The following is a 13,992-nucleotide window of genomic DNA, read 5'->3' as shown; positions in this document are numbered from 1 at the left end:
CCGGCATTCTGCTGTTTGCCCTGCTGTTTGGTGATATCCGCCAGTAGCTGCCCGGTGAAAATAAAGCGGCGCTTACCGGTGCCGGTATATTTTTCCTGCTGATTGTTCTTACCCGTCTGGCACTGGCACGCCATACCTTAAGCCCGCGTTATGAATGGCTGCTGCGCGAACTGTGGCCTGTACCGGCGATGCTGCTGGGTTATCTGCTGATGCGGCTGTTACGGCTGGAGCTGGCCATTGATGCCCTGGGCATTGAGCTGATGGACCCGCAAATGATTGCCTTTGATACAGCATTGTTCGGTCAGCCGCTGCCGCTGCTGATTCAGCACTGGGTCAGCCCGGCCATGACCCTGCTGATGGAAAGCGCCTACCTGCACTTTTATTACGCCGTACCCATCGGCTCGTTACTGTGGCTGTTTTATTGCCGGGCAGAACACCCCGCGGCGTTTATTCATGTGCGTCAGGGAATTATTTACACCTTGGTTATTGGCTGGTTGCTGTATCTGCTGGTGCCGGTCATCGGCCCCGGTCAGTGGCTGGAAAGCGCGTTCAGTGTCAGCCTTGGCACCCAGGATGGTCTGGTCTATGACGCGGTAAACAGCTTCCGTTATGCCTACGACTGCTTTCCCAGTCTGCATACCGCCGTACCCTGGGTAACACTGCTGGTCTGCTGGCGCTGGTATTCCTGGCCATTGCGCGTTCTGGTGTTGCTGATGACCCTGAGCATTACCCTGTCTACCCTGTATCTGCGTTACCACTACGGTGCCGACGTGCTCGGCGGCATAGCTCTGGCCGTGATCGTCGCTCAGTTGCGCCTGCCAAAAACAACAACCCGATACGGGCATTAAAAACCTGCTCTGGTGGGTCATACTCAAGAAAACATTGCCAACAGAAATGACCGTTTTATCCGGGTGACTCAAGCAGACTGTGCACTGGGTAAGAGTCACTCATGCAAAAAGGAATGCATTGAATATTCCTTCCTGAAATCCGGATATAGCTATCCTGATTTAGTCATCCTGATTTAGTTATCCGGATTCCATTCCGGCCAGGGTCATGGCAAAACGTATAACCGTCGCGACCACGAAAAGCGCCCCTACACCGAGGGCCCAATAGATTAAGAGCCACTTCCATTGATGAAGACTTTTTTTCATCCCCTGTTCCTCCGGATTTACGTTTTACAGCAGAGATAAGCGCCCGGTAAATGCTTGCCCCGTTGCAGCCTTTTTCCAGGGCCTGTTAGGGCCTAATGATAACCATCGGTATCAACGACTTTTCCCCGGAATACCCGGTAAGACCAAAAGGTATAAATCAAAATCACAGGAACGATGAGCACAACGCCCACCAGGGTAAACCGGAGACTGGATGCCGGAGCCGCGGCCTGATAGATCGTAATACCGGGCGGAATAATGTTTGGCCAAAGACTGACACACAGCCCCAGATAACCAAGAAACAGCATGCATACCGCACAAATAAAAGCCCGGCACTCGTCTTTGGAATGCGCAGCCCCCATCAGCAAAAAAGCAAAAGCGGCAGTAAGAATGGGCAAGGGTGCCAGATACACGATATTTGACAGGTTAAACCATAAATCCCGCACGCTTTCGTTAACCATCGGTGTATAGATACTGATAATAAACATACAGGTCGCTAACAGCAGCGTTAATGGCTTAATAAGTACGCGCATTTTCTTCTGCAAACCGTGCTCTGTTTTAATAACCAGCCAGGTAACTCCCAGCAACCCATAAGCAAACAGCAAACTGAAACCCGTAAACAGACTGAACAGACTTAACCAATCCAGTCCGCCACCGGAAAATCCACCATTTTTAACCTGAAAACCAAGAATCACAGCCCCCACAGCAACACCCTGAGAAAAGGTTGCCATTAAAGAACCAACAAAGAACAATTTATCCCACACCGGACGATGAGACTCTGTGGCTTTAAAACGAAACTCAAAGGCCACACCACGAAGAATCAAACCAAACAACATGAGCAGAATCGGCCCATATAAGGCAGACAAAATCACAGAATAAGCCATCGGAAAAGCCGCCAATAAGCCAGCACCACCCAGCACAAGCCAGGTCTCGTTACCATCCCATACGGGGGCAACCGAGTTCACCATAATATCCCGTTCATGCTTGTCTTTAATAAAAGGAAACAGCAAGCCAATCCCCAGATCAAAGCCATCCAGGATCACATACATCATCAGGCCAAAGCCGATAATAAAAGCCCAAATAGTCGGTAAATCAAAATGCATGACAGGGTCTCCTAAATTTCTACGCCATCTGCGGCGGATAGCGGACGGGCCGGGCGTTTATTCAGGTGCTCGTCATCCTCCAGCGAGTAGTCTTCTGCCGGCCCTTTGGCAATCAGCGCCAACATATAACGCACCCCCACACCAAAGACACAGACATACACCACTACAAACGCCAGCAAAGACAAACTCATTGCAGTAACGCTGTTGGGCGACCCTGCATCCACGGTGCGCTGCAAACCATATACAACCCAGGGCTGACGACCGGCTTCCGTCACAAACCAACCGGCCAGCATGGCGACCAGACCGGATGGCCCCATGGCAATACAAAAATTCAGGAACCATTTTTTCTCATAGAGCTTGCCTGTTTTACGCAGAATCAACGCAGCAAGCGCCAGCACAATCATCAACATGCCAAGCGCAACCATAATTCGGAAACTAAAAAAAACGACTGGCACATTAGGGCGATCTTGCGGGGCAACGGAAGTTAATGGCGGAATAGAACCATCCATAGAGTGGGTCAGAATCAGACTGGACAGATTGGGGATTTCTATCGAAAAATCGTTTTGTTCTTTCTCCATATCTGGCCAGGCGAACAGAACAAGCGGCACACCTTCACCAGGCTTAGTTTTATGCCAATGAGCTTCCATTGCAGCCACTTTGATTGGCTGATGCTCTAAGGTATTCAGACCATGCAGATCACCAACCAACACTTGTAATGGCGCAGAAATAAGCAGCATCCACATCGCCATGGATAACATTTTTTTCGCTACGTTAATATGGGAGCCTTTAAGCAAATGCCACGCACCGGAAGCACCGACCAACAACGCCGTCGCCAAAAATGCAGCCAGCCCCATATGCACTAAACGGTAAGGAAAAGAGGGATTAAATATAATTTCGAACCAGTCCAGCGGCACAACACGCCCATCGATAATGTCGTAACCCTGAGGGGTTTGCATCCAGCTGTTTGATGCCAGAATCCAGGTCATTGAGATCAGGGTGCCGATGGCAACCAGAATAGTGGAGGCAAAATGCAGCCGCTCTCCAACTTTTTTCCAGCCAAACAACATAACCCCCAGGAAGCCAGCCTCAAGGAAGAAAGCCGTCATCACTTCATAGCTGAGTAATGGGCCTGTAATCGCCCCCGCAAAGTTAGAAAACTGGCTCCAGTTAGTACCAAACTGATACGCCATAACAATGCCAGAAACCACCCCCATGGCGAAGTTAACGGCAAAGATCTTCATCCAGAACCGGCACAGAGTCATATAGACCGGCTTTCTGGTATACAGCCATAAGCCTTCTAACACAGCCAGATAACTGGCCAGACCAATCGTTATCGCGGGAAAGATAATGTGGAACGAGACGGTGAACGCGAACTGTATCCGCGCCAGATCAACAGCACTTAAATCAATCATTGTGTCCTGCCTACCTTCTGCACGGCCAGAAAGCCGAAGCTAAAAATAACAACCGCGTTGAGTGTACGACTAAAAAAAATACAGAACAGGCACAATAAACTAATTTAGAATAGGTACAGTTTGTTGATCAGGGTGTCGCCATGAATCAGTTTAAGTACCTAGAGCTGGAACACTTGTTACGGAAAGATATACAAGCCAATCATTTCTTACCGAGTGGAAAACTTCCTTCCGTCCGGGAAATGTGCCAGAACTTAGGCTTTTCCAAAGCCACTGTATTACACGCTTTACACAGGCTCGAAGCAGAAGGCCTGATCTTTTCCAAGCCAAAATCCGGTTACTTTGTCAAAGCTGAGACACACCATGACCGGCTGCCGCCAAAACGCATTAACCCTCCGGCGGCGCCCAGAGACGTAACGGTTCCGGCTATTTTAAGAGACATCATGGCGCGCAGTGCCGCTTTTGATATTTTACCAACCGCCGGCACTGCCAACGATGCCAGCCACCTCATCACACTGAACAGGCATTTGAGCAAAGCTTTACGCTCCAGACCGACTCAGAAAGCTCTTTATTACAATGATTCAAGCGGCGACATGCGCTTGAAAGACGCCATTGTGAGTCATTACCGCCATCGTGGTCTGAATCAGGACCCAGCACAGGTTTGCATCACCGGAGGCTGCCAGCATGCGCTATTTATTTCGCTTATGGCGACATGCTCACCGGGCGATACCGTAGCGGTGGAATCACCAGCGTTTTATGGTGTTCTGCAAATCATGGAGCAGCTGAAGCTGAAAATTATCGAGGTTGCCACGGATCCTTCAGAGGGTTTAAGCATTGAGGATTTAGCCGAAAAAATAACCGAATGGCCGATAAAAGCCTGCATAACATCCCCGAATTACGCTACCCCTACCGGGGCCTGCATGCCAGAAAAAGCCCGCCGGGAATTGATCAATCTGGCGATAGAAAAAGATTTTTGCATTATAGAGGATGACATTTACGGCGATCTTTCCTTCCCGCCGTTTACGGCCGAACCGCTAAAAAAACTCGACCCTGACGGGCGGGTTATTCTGTGCAGCTCGTTTTCAAAAAGCTTATCAAGGGATTTAAGGATTGGTTGGGTGTTTGGCGGAAAATGGCACGACAAAATCGCTCAGCTCAAACTGGTCACCCAGTTATCTTCCAGCGAATCCACTCAACAAGGGCTTGCAACATTTATGGAAGAGGGACATTACCGCCGCTATCTGGCTCAACAGGTTAATACGCTGAAGCAGCAACAAAGGGAACTGATGACCTTATTGAGTAACCATTGGCATGATGAAATTCGTTACACCCACGCCCAGGGCGGAATTTCTATGTGGGTAGAATTAGACGAAACCATTAACACACAAAACAGTTACAACAAGGTACTGGAGCAAGGTGTAATTATGACACCCGGCTCGCTTTTCTCAGCTTCGGGACAATATAAAAACTTTTTACGTTTGAGTTATATCCATCCCTTAACAGAAAAAAGGCAAGCCGCGGTCAAAAAGCTTTTCAGCGTGCTGCTTGGGCATTAAAGATTAAGTCTATCGACGAACCCGTTTATAAAGCGGGTTAGGTTGCGACACACTGCTGCTGTAGGTAACGGAAAGTCCTTTGAGGCCTTTCATCGCATCGTACGGATCTTTGCCTTCTTTAATAGCAAAGCTGTCGAAACCACATTGACGCATCAGGCTCAGCTGATCCCGCAATACATCACCAAACGCCCGTAAATCGCCCTGATAATTTAACCGCTTACGCAGTAAATACGCCGTTGAGTAGCCACGCCCATCCTTGAAATCTTCGAAGAAAACGCCGATAAACGAGAGCTTATCAATCACGCTCTGTAATTCCATCGGATCATCATTAACACCAATCCAGACTGCTGGCGTTACCTCCTCACCCTGCTCAACACGTGCTAACCAGACTGCCATGGGTAAAACGTCATGGGGATCTGGCGTGTCATGAACGTCTTCTGCAATAACCCAGTCATCTGATTTAATAACAGCAGCATCACCAGAATGAATGCGGATAATATTCTTCATACTAAGCTCCTGCCGGGCCATAAGCGGCCAACTTAAAAGGCTCCAGCCCTATGCGCAAAAAAGTTTCATGGAAGGTTTCGTGATCATTACGATTGGATAAATATGCATTGGTGATATTTTTTACCACTCCGGGTAACACCTCTTCACTCACCGCCGGACCAATAACCTTACCGATCTGGCTGTCTTTTCCCTGAGCGCCGCCAATGGTGATCTGGTAATAGTCTTTACCGGATTTATTCAATCCTAAAATTCCTATATTCCCGATATGGTGGTGAGCACAGGCGTTAATACAACCCGATAAGTTAATACTGATATCACCGACATCCAGTTGCTCTTCAAGGCTGTAAGCCTCAGCAACTTTCCTGGCGACAGGAAAGGAATGGGCCGTCGCCAGATTGCAGTAGCTTGCTCCGGGACAAACAATCATATCGCTGACTAAACCCACGTTAGGTAACGCCAAGCCCACGTCACATAAACTTGTCCAGACGCTGAACAGGTCTTGTTTCGGGATATCCGGCAATACCAGGTTTTGTTCATGGGCAACCCGAATCACCCCAAAGCCATATAAATCGGCCAAATCGGCAATGCGTTGCATTTGTTCTGCGGTTAGATCACCCGGCGTATTGGTGGGAAATTTGGTAGAAATTGCCACGGAGGCATAACCTTTCACCTTGTGTGGTTTCACACTGCGTGATGCCCAGGAAGCAAATTCGCTATTGCTTGTTAAGTGATGACCATATTGAAGGTCAGTATCATCTAACGCTTTATAAAGCGGCGATAAAAACTGAGAAGCTACACGACTCAGCTCATCTTCAGTAAGTGTCGAAAAACTTCCGCGAATCTGTTGCCATTCGGCTTCTGCTTCTTCACGAAAAGCGTTTATACCCAGTGAATTTACCAGAATTTTAATACGTGCCTTGTACTTGTTATCACGCCGGCCATAGCGGTTGAATACCCGCAGAACCGCTTCAATATATGACAAAACTTCCGACCAGTGCAGATTGTCTTTTACGAGCTGATTAAGAAAAGGCGTACGACCCAACCCTCCGCCAACCATAACCTGAAAGCGCAGCGTTTCTTCTTCATCACGGTACAAATACAAACCGATATCGTGCATACGCACCGCTGCCCGATCTTCCTGACTGGAGCTGACTGCAATTTTGAATTTACGGGGCAGGAACAAAAACTCGGGATTTACGGTAGCCCATTGACGAATAATCTCGGCAAAAATACGCGGGTCATATTCTTCATCGGGGGCAACGCCCGCGTAGGCTTCGGTAGTCACATTACGCACGCAGTTACCCGATGTTTGAATTGCGTGCATATCAATAGACGCCAGATGCGCCAGAATATCTGGCGTATCGGCTAATTCAATCCAGTTAAACTGAATATTCTGACGGGTGGTGAAATGCCCATAGCCACGGTCAAACTTATTGGCAATTGCCGCCAGACCGCGCATCTGATCACTGGATAACGCCCCATAGGGAATAGCGACCCGCATCATATAAGCGTGTTTCTGCAAATACAGACCGTTTTGCAAACGCAGCGGCAGAAACTCTTCTTCTGTGAGCTCACCACTCATCCGGCGCGCAACCTGATCGCGAAACTCTTCTACCCGCTCGTTAACCAGCGTCCTGTCATATTCATCGTACCGATACATCCGTATCACTCTCCCCTCTGTCTGTCAGGCGGGGGAAAATATCAATCAGACAGTGTCTCTGACAGGACAAGAAAAAAGAAAAACGATAGGTACAGATGGCAGTAGCCAACCTGCAGGCTAGCGCACAGGCGATCGCAACCGCTTCACCTGCCGGGCAATATCAATAAGGCAACGTCTCGTCACTACCGGCAAACACAGAGAAAAAAGCGCCGTCAAGCATCATCTGCAATTTGTGCATAAGTTCTTTCTGTCAACCCTGAAGTTTTGCACAGAAGCTGTGGATATTTCTGTGCATATTCTTTTGAGAACTCCCCTGAATGCAGTAAATACGCCAGCCGGTAAAAACCGTGCGTTTTTTACACAGCCAGAAAAAACTAAAAATTTCTTTATTTTTCAAGGCATGGCAAGGGTTGCAGCAGGATCACAAAAAAATCGGCACGGCAAGCACAGAAGCATCAGGCATTCTCCGCCAGACGGATAAGACGCCCGGCGACATGGGGACAAAGCTGACATTGAATCCACAGATTCTGTGGATAACTAACTGGATAAGTTGGCGATAAGCAGGCCGGAGCCATAGTCCGTGGGGGTTGCTGAAAAGCGTTGGTTTTTTAGACGATTGCGGGCGGTACACACCACCCGTACAAAGAAAAAGGCATAAGGCTGTGCCGGGACCGGCTCAGAGACAACTCTCCTGTTATTCCTCCACCGGTAACGACGGTAAAGCCTTAACCGCCACTAACAGAGCCTGTGGCCGCGCCATGCCCAGAGCCTGCAGCAACATCGCCGCCACAGTGCTGTCATCCCCGTTTTCATAGCGACCTTCAACAATCGCAATCATCGCGCTGATCACGCCGGAGACCAGCAGGCGGATGGCAAGATCTTCACTGCTGTAATCAAACTGTCCCTGGCTGAGGCCCGTGCGCACATCATGGCGCACATAATCGCCCAGAGCCGAACGCATTCCCTCGGCATAGCGTACGATATTGATCAGGGCACTGGCCCATTCGCGGTCCTGTGCTGCACGGCGGATAAACGCACGGATACCGATTGCAACCCGCTCGGCACCATCAGCAACGCCACGGCTGATCAGCGCAACCTCATGAGACAAGGCTTCCGCCTGTGCCAGGCTGACGGCATCCAGCACCTCTTCTTTGGTACGGAAGTAGTTGTATACCGTTCCGTTGGATACCCCTGCTTCCTGCGCCAGTTCGTTCAGTGCCAGTTCCCCGGCACCTTTATGGGCGTAAATCTTCAGCGCCGCATCCAGCAATTGCTGGCGTGTACGGGCTTTTTTCTTGTGACCACGGGTCAGTTTTTCATTCTCGGCAGACGAGGTCATGCGGATCGCACCAGTCTCTGAAGGGAACAGAACGCCAGTGTACCACATTGAAACCGTCTCAATATTGAGATGACAGCTACTTTCCAAGCAAGCCAAGCGTCTGCTGCAGCAGCTCCGCAGCACAGCCTGCCGGGCCGGAGCACAGAATAAAGCGATCCGGACGCACCACCGCCAGCGCCGCAGACGCCGGAGCCGATAATGACTGTGCCAGGTCTTCCAGCAGCTCGGTTGTTTCCGGACTCTGATTCTGTACCCCAACCTGCAGAAAGCCACCACCGGCAGCCTGCCAGCGCGACCGTAAAGCGGCGCTCAGCCCTGCCTGCGGGTTGGTATTGAAGCCCACCAGCAGCAACCGTTCTCCCAACACATCATCACTGAGGCGGACCTCCCCGCCACTGCGTACCCATCCCTGTCCCAGCTGGCTGCCCGGAAGCAGATGTTTCAGCCCCTGCCCGGCACAGAATAACCCCTGGCGGAAACGGTTAGCCGGCTTAATCCGTAACTCTTCCAGATGACGACGCAGCGGCGGCAGCAAGCGCGACAGGCGCATCAGACCATGCACCATAAATGCAGAGACTGCATGACGGGTCATCACCAGATGGCCCATAAAGCGGGCGAGGTTGATCATGCTCACAGCATGCGGACGCCGTTCCTGATCATAACTGTCGAGAATCTGCGGCTGCGCCTGGCCACGCAGCACCCAGGCCAGTTTCCAGCCAAGGTTTGCCACGTCACGCAAGCCGGCAACCAACCCCTGACCGACAAAAGGCGGCGTGATATGCGCAGCATCACCGACCAGAAAAACCCGGCCCTTACTGAAACGCTCGCAACAACGGGCATGAAAACGGTACACCGCCGTCCGCTCAATCTGCAGATCGCTGCTGCTGATCCAGGGAGCCATCAGCTCTGCCACTTTGTCCGGGTGCTCCATCTGCTCACGGCTTTCACCACGGCGCAGCATAAACTCCCAGCGCTCACGACCACCGGGAGCCGGCATATGGGGAACTGATCGTCTGGGATCGCAGATAAACTCAACATGGTCGATGGCCTGCTCTGCCCGCTGCCGGGCATCAACAATCAGCCAGTCTTCGCCATAGGTTGTGCCCTGAAAATCCTGACCGATCAGGCTGCGGACAAGGGAGCTGGCGCCATCGGCACCAATCAGATAACGGGCGCGGATTTCTTCCTGCCGGCCAGCGTCATCACTCACCACCACGCTGACAACATCGCCCTCATCGCGCAGTGTTACCAGCTCCAGACAGCGGCGCACCGTTACCGACGGCAGAGCCGCCAGCCGTCCGGCCAGCGCCTGCTCCAGTTCCGGCTGATAAAAAGTAACCAGCTTGGGATGACCATCCAGACTGCCGCGGGTATTTGCGGTAGCAAAGCGCCCCATAACCGGACTGTGCATCTGCACCTGCGGAATCGGAATACGGGCAAACGAGTCTTCGCTCAGACCGGCCATCTGCAGAACCCGCAACGCTTCATTATCCAGTGCAATGGCTCTTGGCATCAGCAATATGTCCGGCGCTTTATCGATCACCAGTGTATTGATGCCATAGCGCCCCAGTAAGGCTGCCAGGGTTGCTCCCACAGGGCCGCAGCCAACAATCAGAACCTCTGTTGTTTCTGCTTCTTTTCCGCCACGTTCTTTGTTCATTTTTATTCTCCGCTAACGGCATCCTGGCGACGCCAACGAATGAGATTAAAACCAATATTGAAATATGTTTCAATATTGGTTTTAATCTCATAACAAAATAACAATGATCGTTCCCAGCAACGGAGTCCGCCATGATTGAACTCTCTACCCAGCAACCCCAACGGCATCCCTCGCCCACCAGCAAAGCCTGCCGGCTGGCCTATCTTGTGTTTGAGCGGCCGGAACCAGAGAAAGCCGAACGCTTCCTGCATGACTTTGGCCTGCAAACGGCCAGCCGCAGTGAAGAAGCCATCTTTCTGCGCGCCGCCGACAACGCCCCTTTCTGCTATTGCATCCGTAAGGCAGCAAAAGCAGGGTTTGCCGGATTCGGCTTTGAAGTCGCGGATATAGCCGCCCTGCAGGCGTTGAGTGAGCTGGACGGAGCATCGGCGATTGAAGAAGCACCTTATCCCGGCGGTGGCCAGCGGGTGTGTCTGCGCGATCCTTCCGGTTTCCGGGTAGAAGCCATCTGTGGCCAGAACAGCGTCGCGCCTCTGCGGCACCGTGCGCCCCTGCAGTTCAATTTCAATAACGAACATGTGCGCGTGAATGATTGCCAGCGTCCGCCGGCCACAGCGCCGGATGTACTGCGTCTCGGCCATCTGGTTCTCGAAGTAGCCGATTTTCAGCAGACCAGCGCCTGGTACACACGCCACTTCGGCCTTATTCCGAGTGATGTTCAGGTTCTGCCCGACGGCTCACCAGCCGTGGTCTTTTTCCGTCTTGATCTGGGAGACACCCCGGCCGATCACCACACGCTGGCGATGGCACAGGGCTTTATGCCGGCATACAGTCACAGTGCTTACGAACTGGTGGATGCCGATGCGGTCGGCATGGGACAGCGCGTCATGCGCGAAAAGAAATGGCAGCACGCCTGGGGAATCGGCCGCCATATTCTCGGCAGCCAGATTTTTGATTACTGGCAAGACCCCTGGGGAGCCAAGCATGAGCATTACTGTGACGGTGATTTATTTACAGCAGAGCGGCCCATGGGCGTGCATCCTGTCAGCCGCAATGCCATGTCACAGTGGGGGCAGGTGATGCCAGTCAGTTTCACCAAGCCCAAAATCACGCTCAGCGCTATCCGTGGATTGCTCAGAAGTCTGCGTTACAGCCCGGACGTTACGATAAAAAAATTAAAAACACTCGCCAGAATCTTTGGCTGACAGGAGCCCTATTATGCCTTTAGCAATTGTCCGATTCCGTCATAACAACCAGATTCGCTGGGGCCTCAGCGCCGATAATCTTATTCATCCGCTGCCCCTGCCCTGCACCACCACCGCCGGGCTGATTGCGCTGGGTTATCAGGCTGTCGCCGATGCCTGCAATAACACCGGAGAAGCTCTGGCAGACAACAGTGTTGAGTTGCTGTCCCCTATTACCGGAGACGCCAAGGTGCTGTGCCAGGGAGCTAATTATCGCCAGCATATGCTCGATTCCGGTGTCGATCCGGACGCCAAAGCCTTCAACATGTTTTTCACCAAATCGTCTGCGTCGATTACAGCCCCCAGCGGAGAAATTATCCGCCCGCCCCATGTGCAACTGCTGGATTATGAAGTTGAGCTGACACTGGTACTGGCCCGGGAAACCCGCCAGAGCGTGCAGGTAACCACCGATAATCTGCACGAATATATTGCCGGTATCTGCATTGGTAATGATGTGTCCGCACGCGATGTTCAGATTCCGCAAATGCAGTTTCATAAAGGCAAAAGCTACCGTACGTTTTGTCCGCTCGGGCCGGTTTTATGCCTGCTGAACCGGCAGGAAATGAAATACCTGAACGACCTGCAGCTGACCCTCAGCGTTAACGGTAAAGTCCGCCAGCACGACAACAGCGGCAACATGGTATTCCGTCCGGCAGAAACACTGACCGAGTATTCTCAGATCACCGATTTTAATCCGGGCGATGTCATTATGACCGGCACGCCCAGCGGCTGCGCTCTGGCTTTGCCTTCTGCCTTTCTGGTGCGGCTGGCAGCTCTTCTCCCGGAGCAGAAAAAGTGGGAGCTGTTTATGAAAAAGCAACGCGCAAGACCACAGTATCTGCAGGATGGCGACTTGGTCGAAGCCGTTATCCGCAGCACTGACGGCGTAATCGATCTTGGCCGGCAGCAGCACCGGGTTGTGCGGGGAGCCGCCTGATGGAAGGAATTGCAAATTACCGCGATGTACTGGCAGCAGAAGCCATGGCACCCGCGCCATTGCCCACCAGCACGTATCAGCTGCTGCACGATGCCGCCGTAAAATATGCCAGCCAACCGGCACTGTCTTTTTTTCTGCAGACCGACGACCACCATAAACCGGAAGTGTTCAGTTACCAGCAGCTGCTGGAACAGGTGCACCGTACGGCCAATATGTTCCACCATCTCGGAGCCGATAAAGATACGGTCATTGCTTACATACTGCCTAACCTGCCGGAAACGCATTTTGTTATCTGGGGCGGACAGGCCAGCGGAATCGTAGCCGCCATTAACCCGCTGCTCGAAGCGGAGGCGATGGCCGAATTGCTTAATGCTGCCAACGCCAGCATTCTGGTAACCTTGGCCCCTTTTCCGGGAACCGATCTGTGGCCAAAAGTGCAGCAAATACTGCCGCAATTGCCCGCACTTAAGCATTTGCTGCTGATCAATATGGCTGACCATATAAGCGGCCTTAAAGGTCTCGCTGCCCGCCTGCTGCAAAAAAAAGAAGCGCGTTCACAATCCGGCTGGCGCGGTCTGCGGCACGGCTTACCGGCCACGCTTCAGCTGCATGATTTCAGGCGTTTATGCCAGACCCAGAACGCCACAGAACTGCTCAGCAAGCGCCATTTTGACGGTGACGATTATTCTTCTTTTTTCTGTACCGGTGGCACCACCGGCCTGCCGAAAATTGCTATGCGCCGTCATCGCAATGAAGTGGCCAATGTGCATTCGGTTGCACAGTTTATGGGAGCCAATATCGGTCCCGGAAAAAATGTGTTCTGCGGCTTACCACTGTTTCATGTCAATGCGGTCCTGATTACCGGGCTGTTGCCATTCTCGCGCGGCGCCCATGTGATTCTCGGCACCCCGCAAGGTTACCGTGGCGACGGTGTGGTGAAGCGCTTCTGGGAAATCGTCGCAACACACCGGATTCATTTTTTCAGCGGTGTACCAACCCTGTATGCCAGCCTGCTTGATGTACCCATCGGCAATCATGATATCCGCTCACTGGAGTATGGACTTTGTGGTGCCGCCCCTCTGCCGGTAGAAGTATTCCGCCGTTTCCAGCAATGCACCGGACTGAAAATTCTCGAGGGTTACGGACTGACAGAAGGCACCTGCGTCAGCAGCGTTAACCCGCCTGCAGGTGAACGCCGTCTGGGGTCTGTTGGCCTGCGGGTGCCCGGACAACAGATGAAAGCCGTTGCCGTAGATGAGCAAGGTGCTTACCTGCGCGATTGTTCTCCGGGGGAAAGCGGCGTGCTGGTTATTTCCGGAGCCAATGTTTTTGCCGGCTACCGTATCGACAGCCAGAATAAAGATTTGTGGCTCGACTGCCACGACACACATCGCTGGATGAATACCGGCGATCTTGGGTATCAGGATAA

13 protein-coding genes are annotated in these 13,992 nt (G+C 52.0%); 6 read left to right on the top strand and 7 right to left on the bottom strand.

The genetic code is table 11. From position 1 onward, the window contains the following. The first annotated feature begins 188 nt into the window (after positions 1-188). Complete coding sequence (locus tag B3P58_RS14470; protein WP_286718548.1) at positions 189-848, top strand: phosphatase PAP2 family protein; 660 nt, start codon at positions 189-191, stop codon at positions 846-848. A gap of 177 nt (positions 849-1,025) precedes the next feature. Here B3P58_RS14470 and B3P58_RS20785 read toward each other — a convergent pair whose 3' ends face one another. The 3 genes from B3P58_RS20785 to B3P58_RS14460 form a co-directional block, all read right to left on the bottom strand. After that, positions 1,026-1,151 carry a DUF2474 family protein gene (locus tag B3P58_RS20785; protein WP_145466632.1) on the bottom strand — a complete coding sequence of 42 codons (126 nt, stop codon included), beginning with the start codon at positions 1,149-1,151 and terminating at the stop codon, positions 1,026-1,028. A gap of 92 nt (positions 1,152-1,243) precedes the next feature. Next, complete coding sequence (cydB, locus tag B3P58_RS14465) at positions 1,244-2,251, bottom strand: cytochrome d ubiquinol oxidase subunit II (protein WP_286718546.1); 1,008 nt, start codon at positions 2,249-2,251, stop codon at positions 1,244-1,246. Positions 2,252-2,262: 11 nt separating this feature from the next. Beyond that, positions 2,263-3,663, bottom strand: a complete 1,401-nt coding sequence (locus B3P58_RS14460) for a cytochrome ubiquinol oxidase subunit I (RefSeq protein WP_286718544.1) — start codon at positions 3,661-3,663, stop codon at positions 2,263-2,265. Between the two features lie 140 nt (positions 3,664-3,803). Between B3P58_RS14460 and B3P58_RS14455 the strand changes: the two genes are divergently transcribed. Continuing rightward, the gene (locus B3P58_RS14455; RefSeq protein WP_286718543.1) at positions 3,804-5,216 is read left to right on the top strand and encodes a PLP-dependent aminotransferase family protein; all 1,413 of its coding nucleotides are present in this window, start codon (positions 3,804-3,806) and stop codon (positions 5,214-5,216) included. 9 nt (positions 5,217-5,225) lie between these two features. On the opposite strand, the gene B3P58_RS14450 is transcribed toward B3P58_RS14455, so the two are convergent. Continuing rightward, a complete protein-coding gene (locus B3P58_RS14450; RefSeq protein ID WP_186435781.1) occupies positions 5,226-5,723 on the bottom strand; it encodes a DUF934 domain-containing protein in 498 nt (165 codons plus the stop codon). Position 5,724: 1 nt separating this feature from the next. Further along, entirely contained in the window at positions 5,725-7,383 is a 1,659-nt protein-coding gene (locus B3P58_RS14445) for a nitrite/sulfite reductase (protein WP_286718540.1), read from the bottom strand. 347 nt (positions 7,384-7,730) lie between these two features. Between B3P58_RS14445 and B3P58_RS14440 the strand changes: the two genes are divergently transcribed. Then, positions 7,731-7,943, top strand: a complete 213-nt coding sequence (locus B3P58_RS14440) for a hypothetical protein (RefSeq protein WP_286718539.1) — start codon at positions 7,731-7,733, stop codon at positions 7,941-7,943. A gap of 134 nt (positions 7,944-8,077) precedes the next feature. Here B3P58_RS14440 and B3P58_RS14435 read toward each other — a convergent pair whose 3' ends face one another. Both B3P58_RS14435 and B3P58_RS14430 read right to left on the bottom strand, forming a co-directional pair. Further along, positions 8,078-8,722, bottom strand: a complete 645-nt coding sequence (locus tag B3P58_RS14435; protein ID WP_145466639.1) for a TetR/AcrR family transcriptional regulator — start codon at positions 8,720-8,722, stop codon at positions 8,078-8,080. 76 nt (positions 8,723-8,798) lie between these two features. Beyond that, positions 8,799-10,382: a bifunctional 3-(3-hydroxy-phenyl)propionate/3-hydroxycinnamic acid hydroxylase gene (locus tag B3P58_RS14430; RefSeq protein WP_286718537.1), complete on the bottom strand. Its 1,584-nt coding sequence runs from the start codon at positions 10,380-10,382 to the stop codon at positions 8,799-8,801. Between the two features lie 131 nt (positions 10,383-10,513). Between B3P58_RS14430 and B3P58_RS14425 the strand changes: the two genes are divergently transcribed. The 3 genes from B3P58_RS14425 to B3P58_RS14415 all read left to right on the top strand — a co-directional run. Then, positions 10,514-11,587 carry a VOC family protein gene (locus B3P58_RS14425; RefSeq protein ID WP_222428446.1) on the top strand — a complete coding sequence of 358 codons (1,074 nt, stop codon included), beginning with the start codon at positions 10,514-10,516 and terminating at the stop codon, positions 11,585-11,587. 13 nt (positions 11,588-11,600) lie between these two features. Next, positions 11,601-12,563 carry a fumarylacetoacetate hydrolase family protein gene (locus B3P58_RS14420; RefSeq protein WP_286718535.1) on the top strand — a complete coding sequence of 321 codons (963 nt, stop codon included), beginning with the start codon at positions 11,601-11,603 and terminating at the stop codon, positions 12,561-12,563. Then, a partial coding sequence (locus B3P58_RS14415) for an AMP-binding protein (RefSeq protein ID WP_286718532.1) occupies positions 12,563-13,992 on the top strand: 1,430 nt, incomplete at its 3' end. The genes B3P58_RS14420 and B3P58_RS14415, both read left to right, overlap by 1 nt.

Origin of the sequence: Thalassolituus sp. UBA2009 (genome assembly GCF_002335285.1) — a bacterium.
In the GTDB taxonomy this organism is placed as follows: Bacteria; Pseudomonadota; Gammaproteobacteria; order Pseudomonadales; family Oceanobacteraceae; genus Venatoribacter; species Venatoribacter alkanivorans.
The sequence above is the reverse complement of the archived record's forward strand: the minus strand, read 5'-3'. Positions and strand labels throughout refer to the sequence as shown.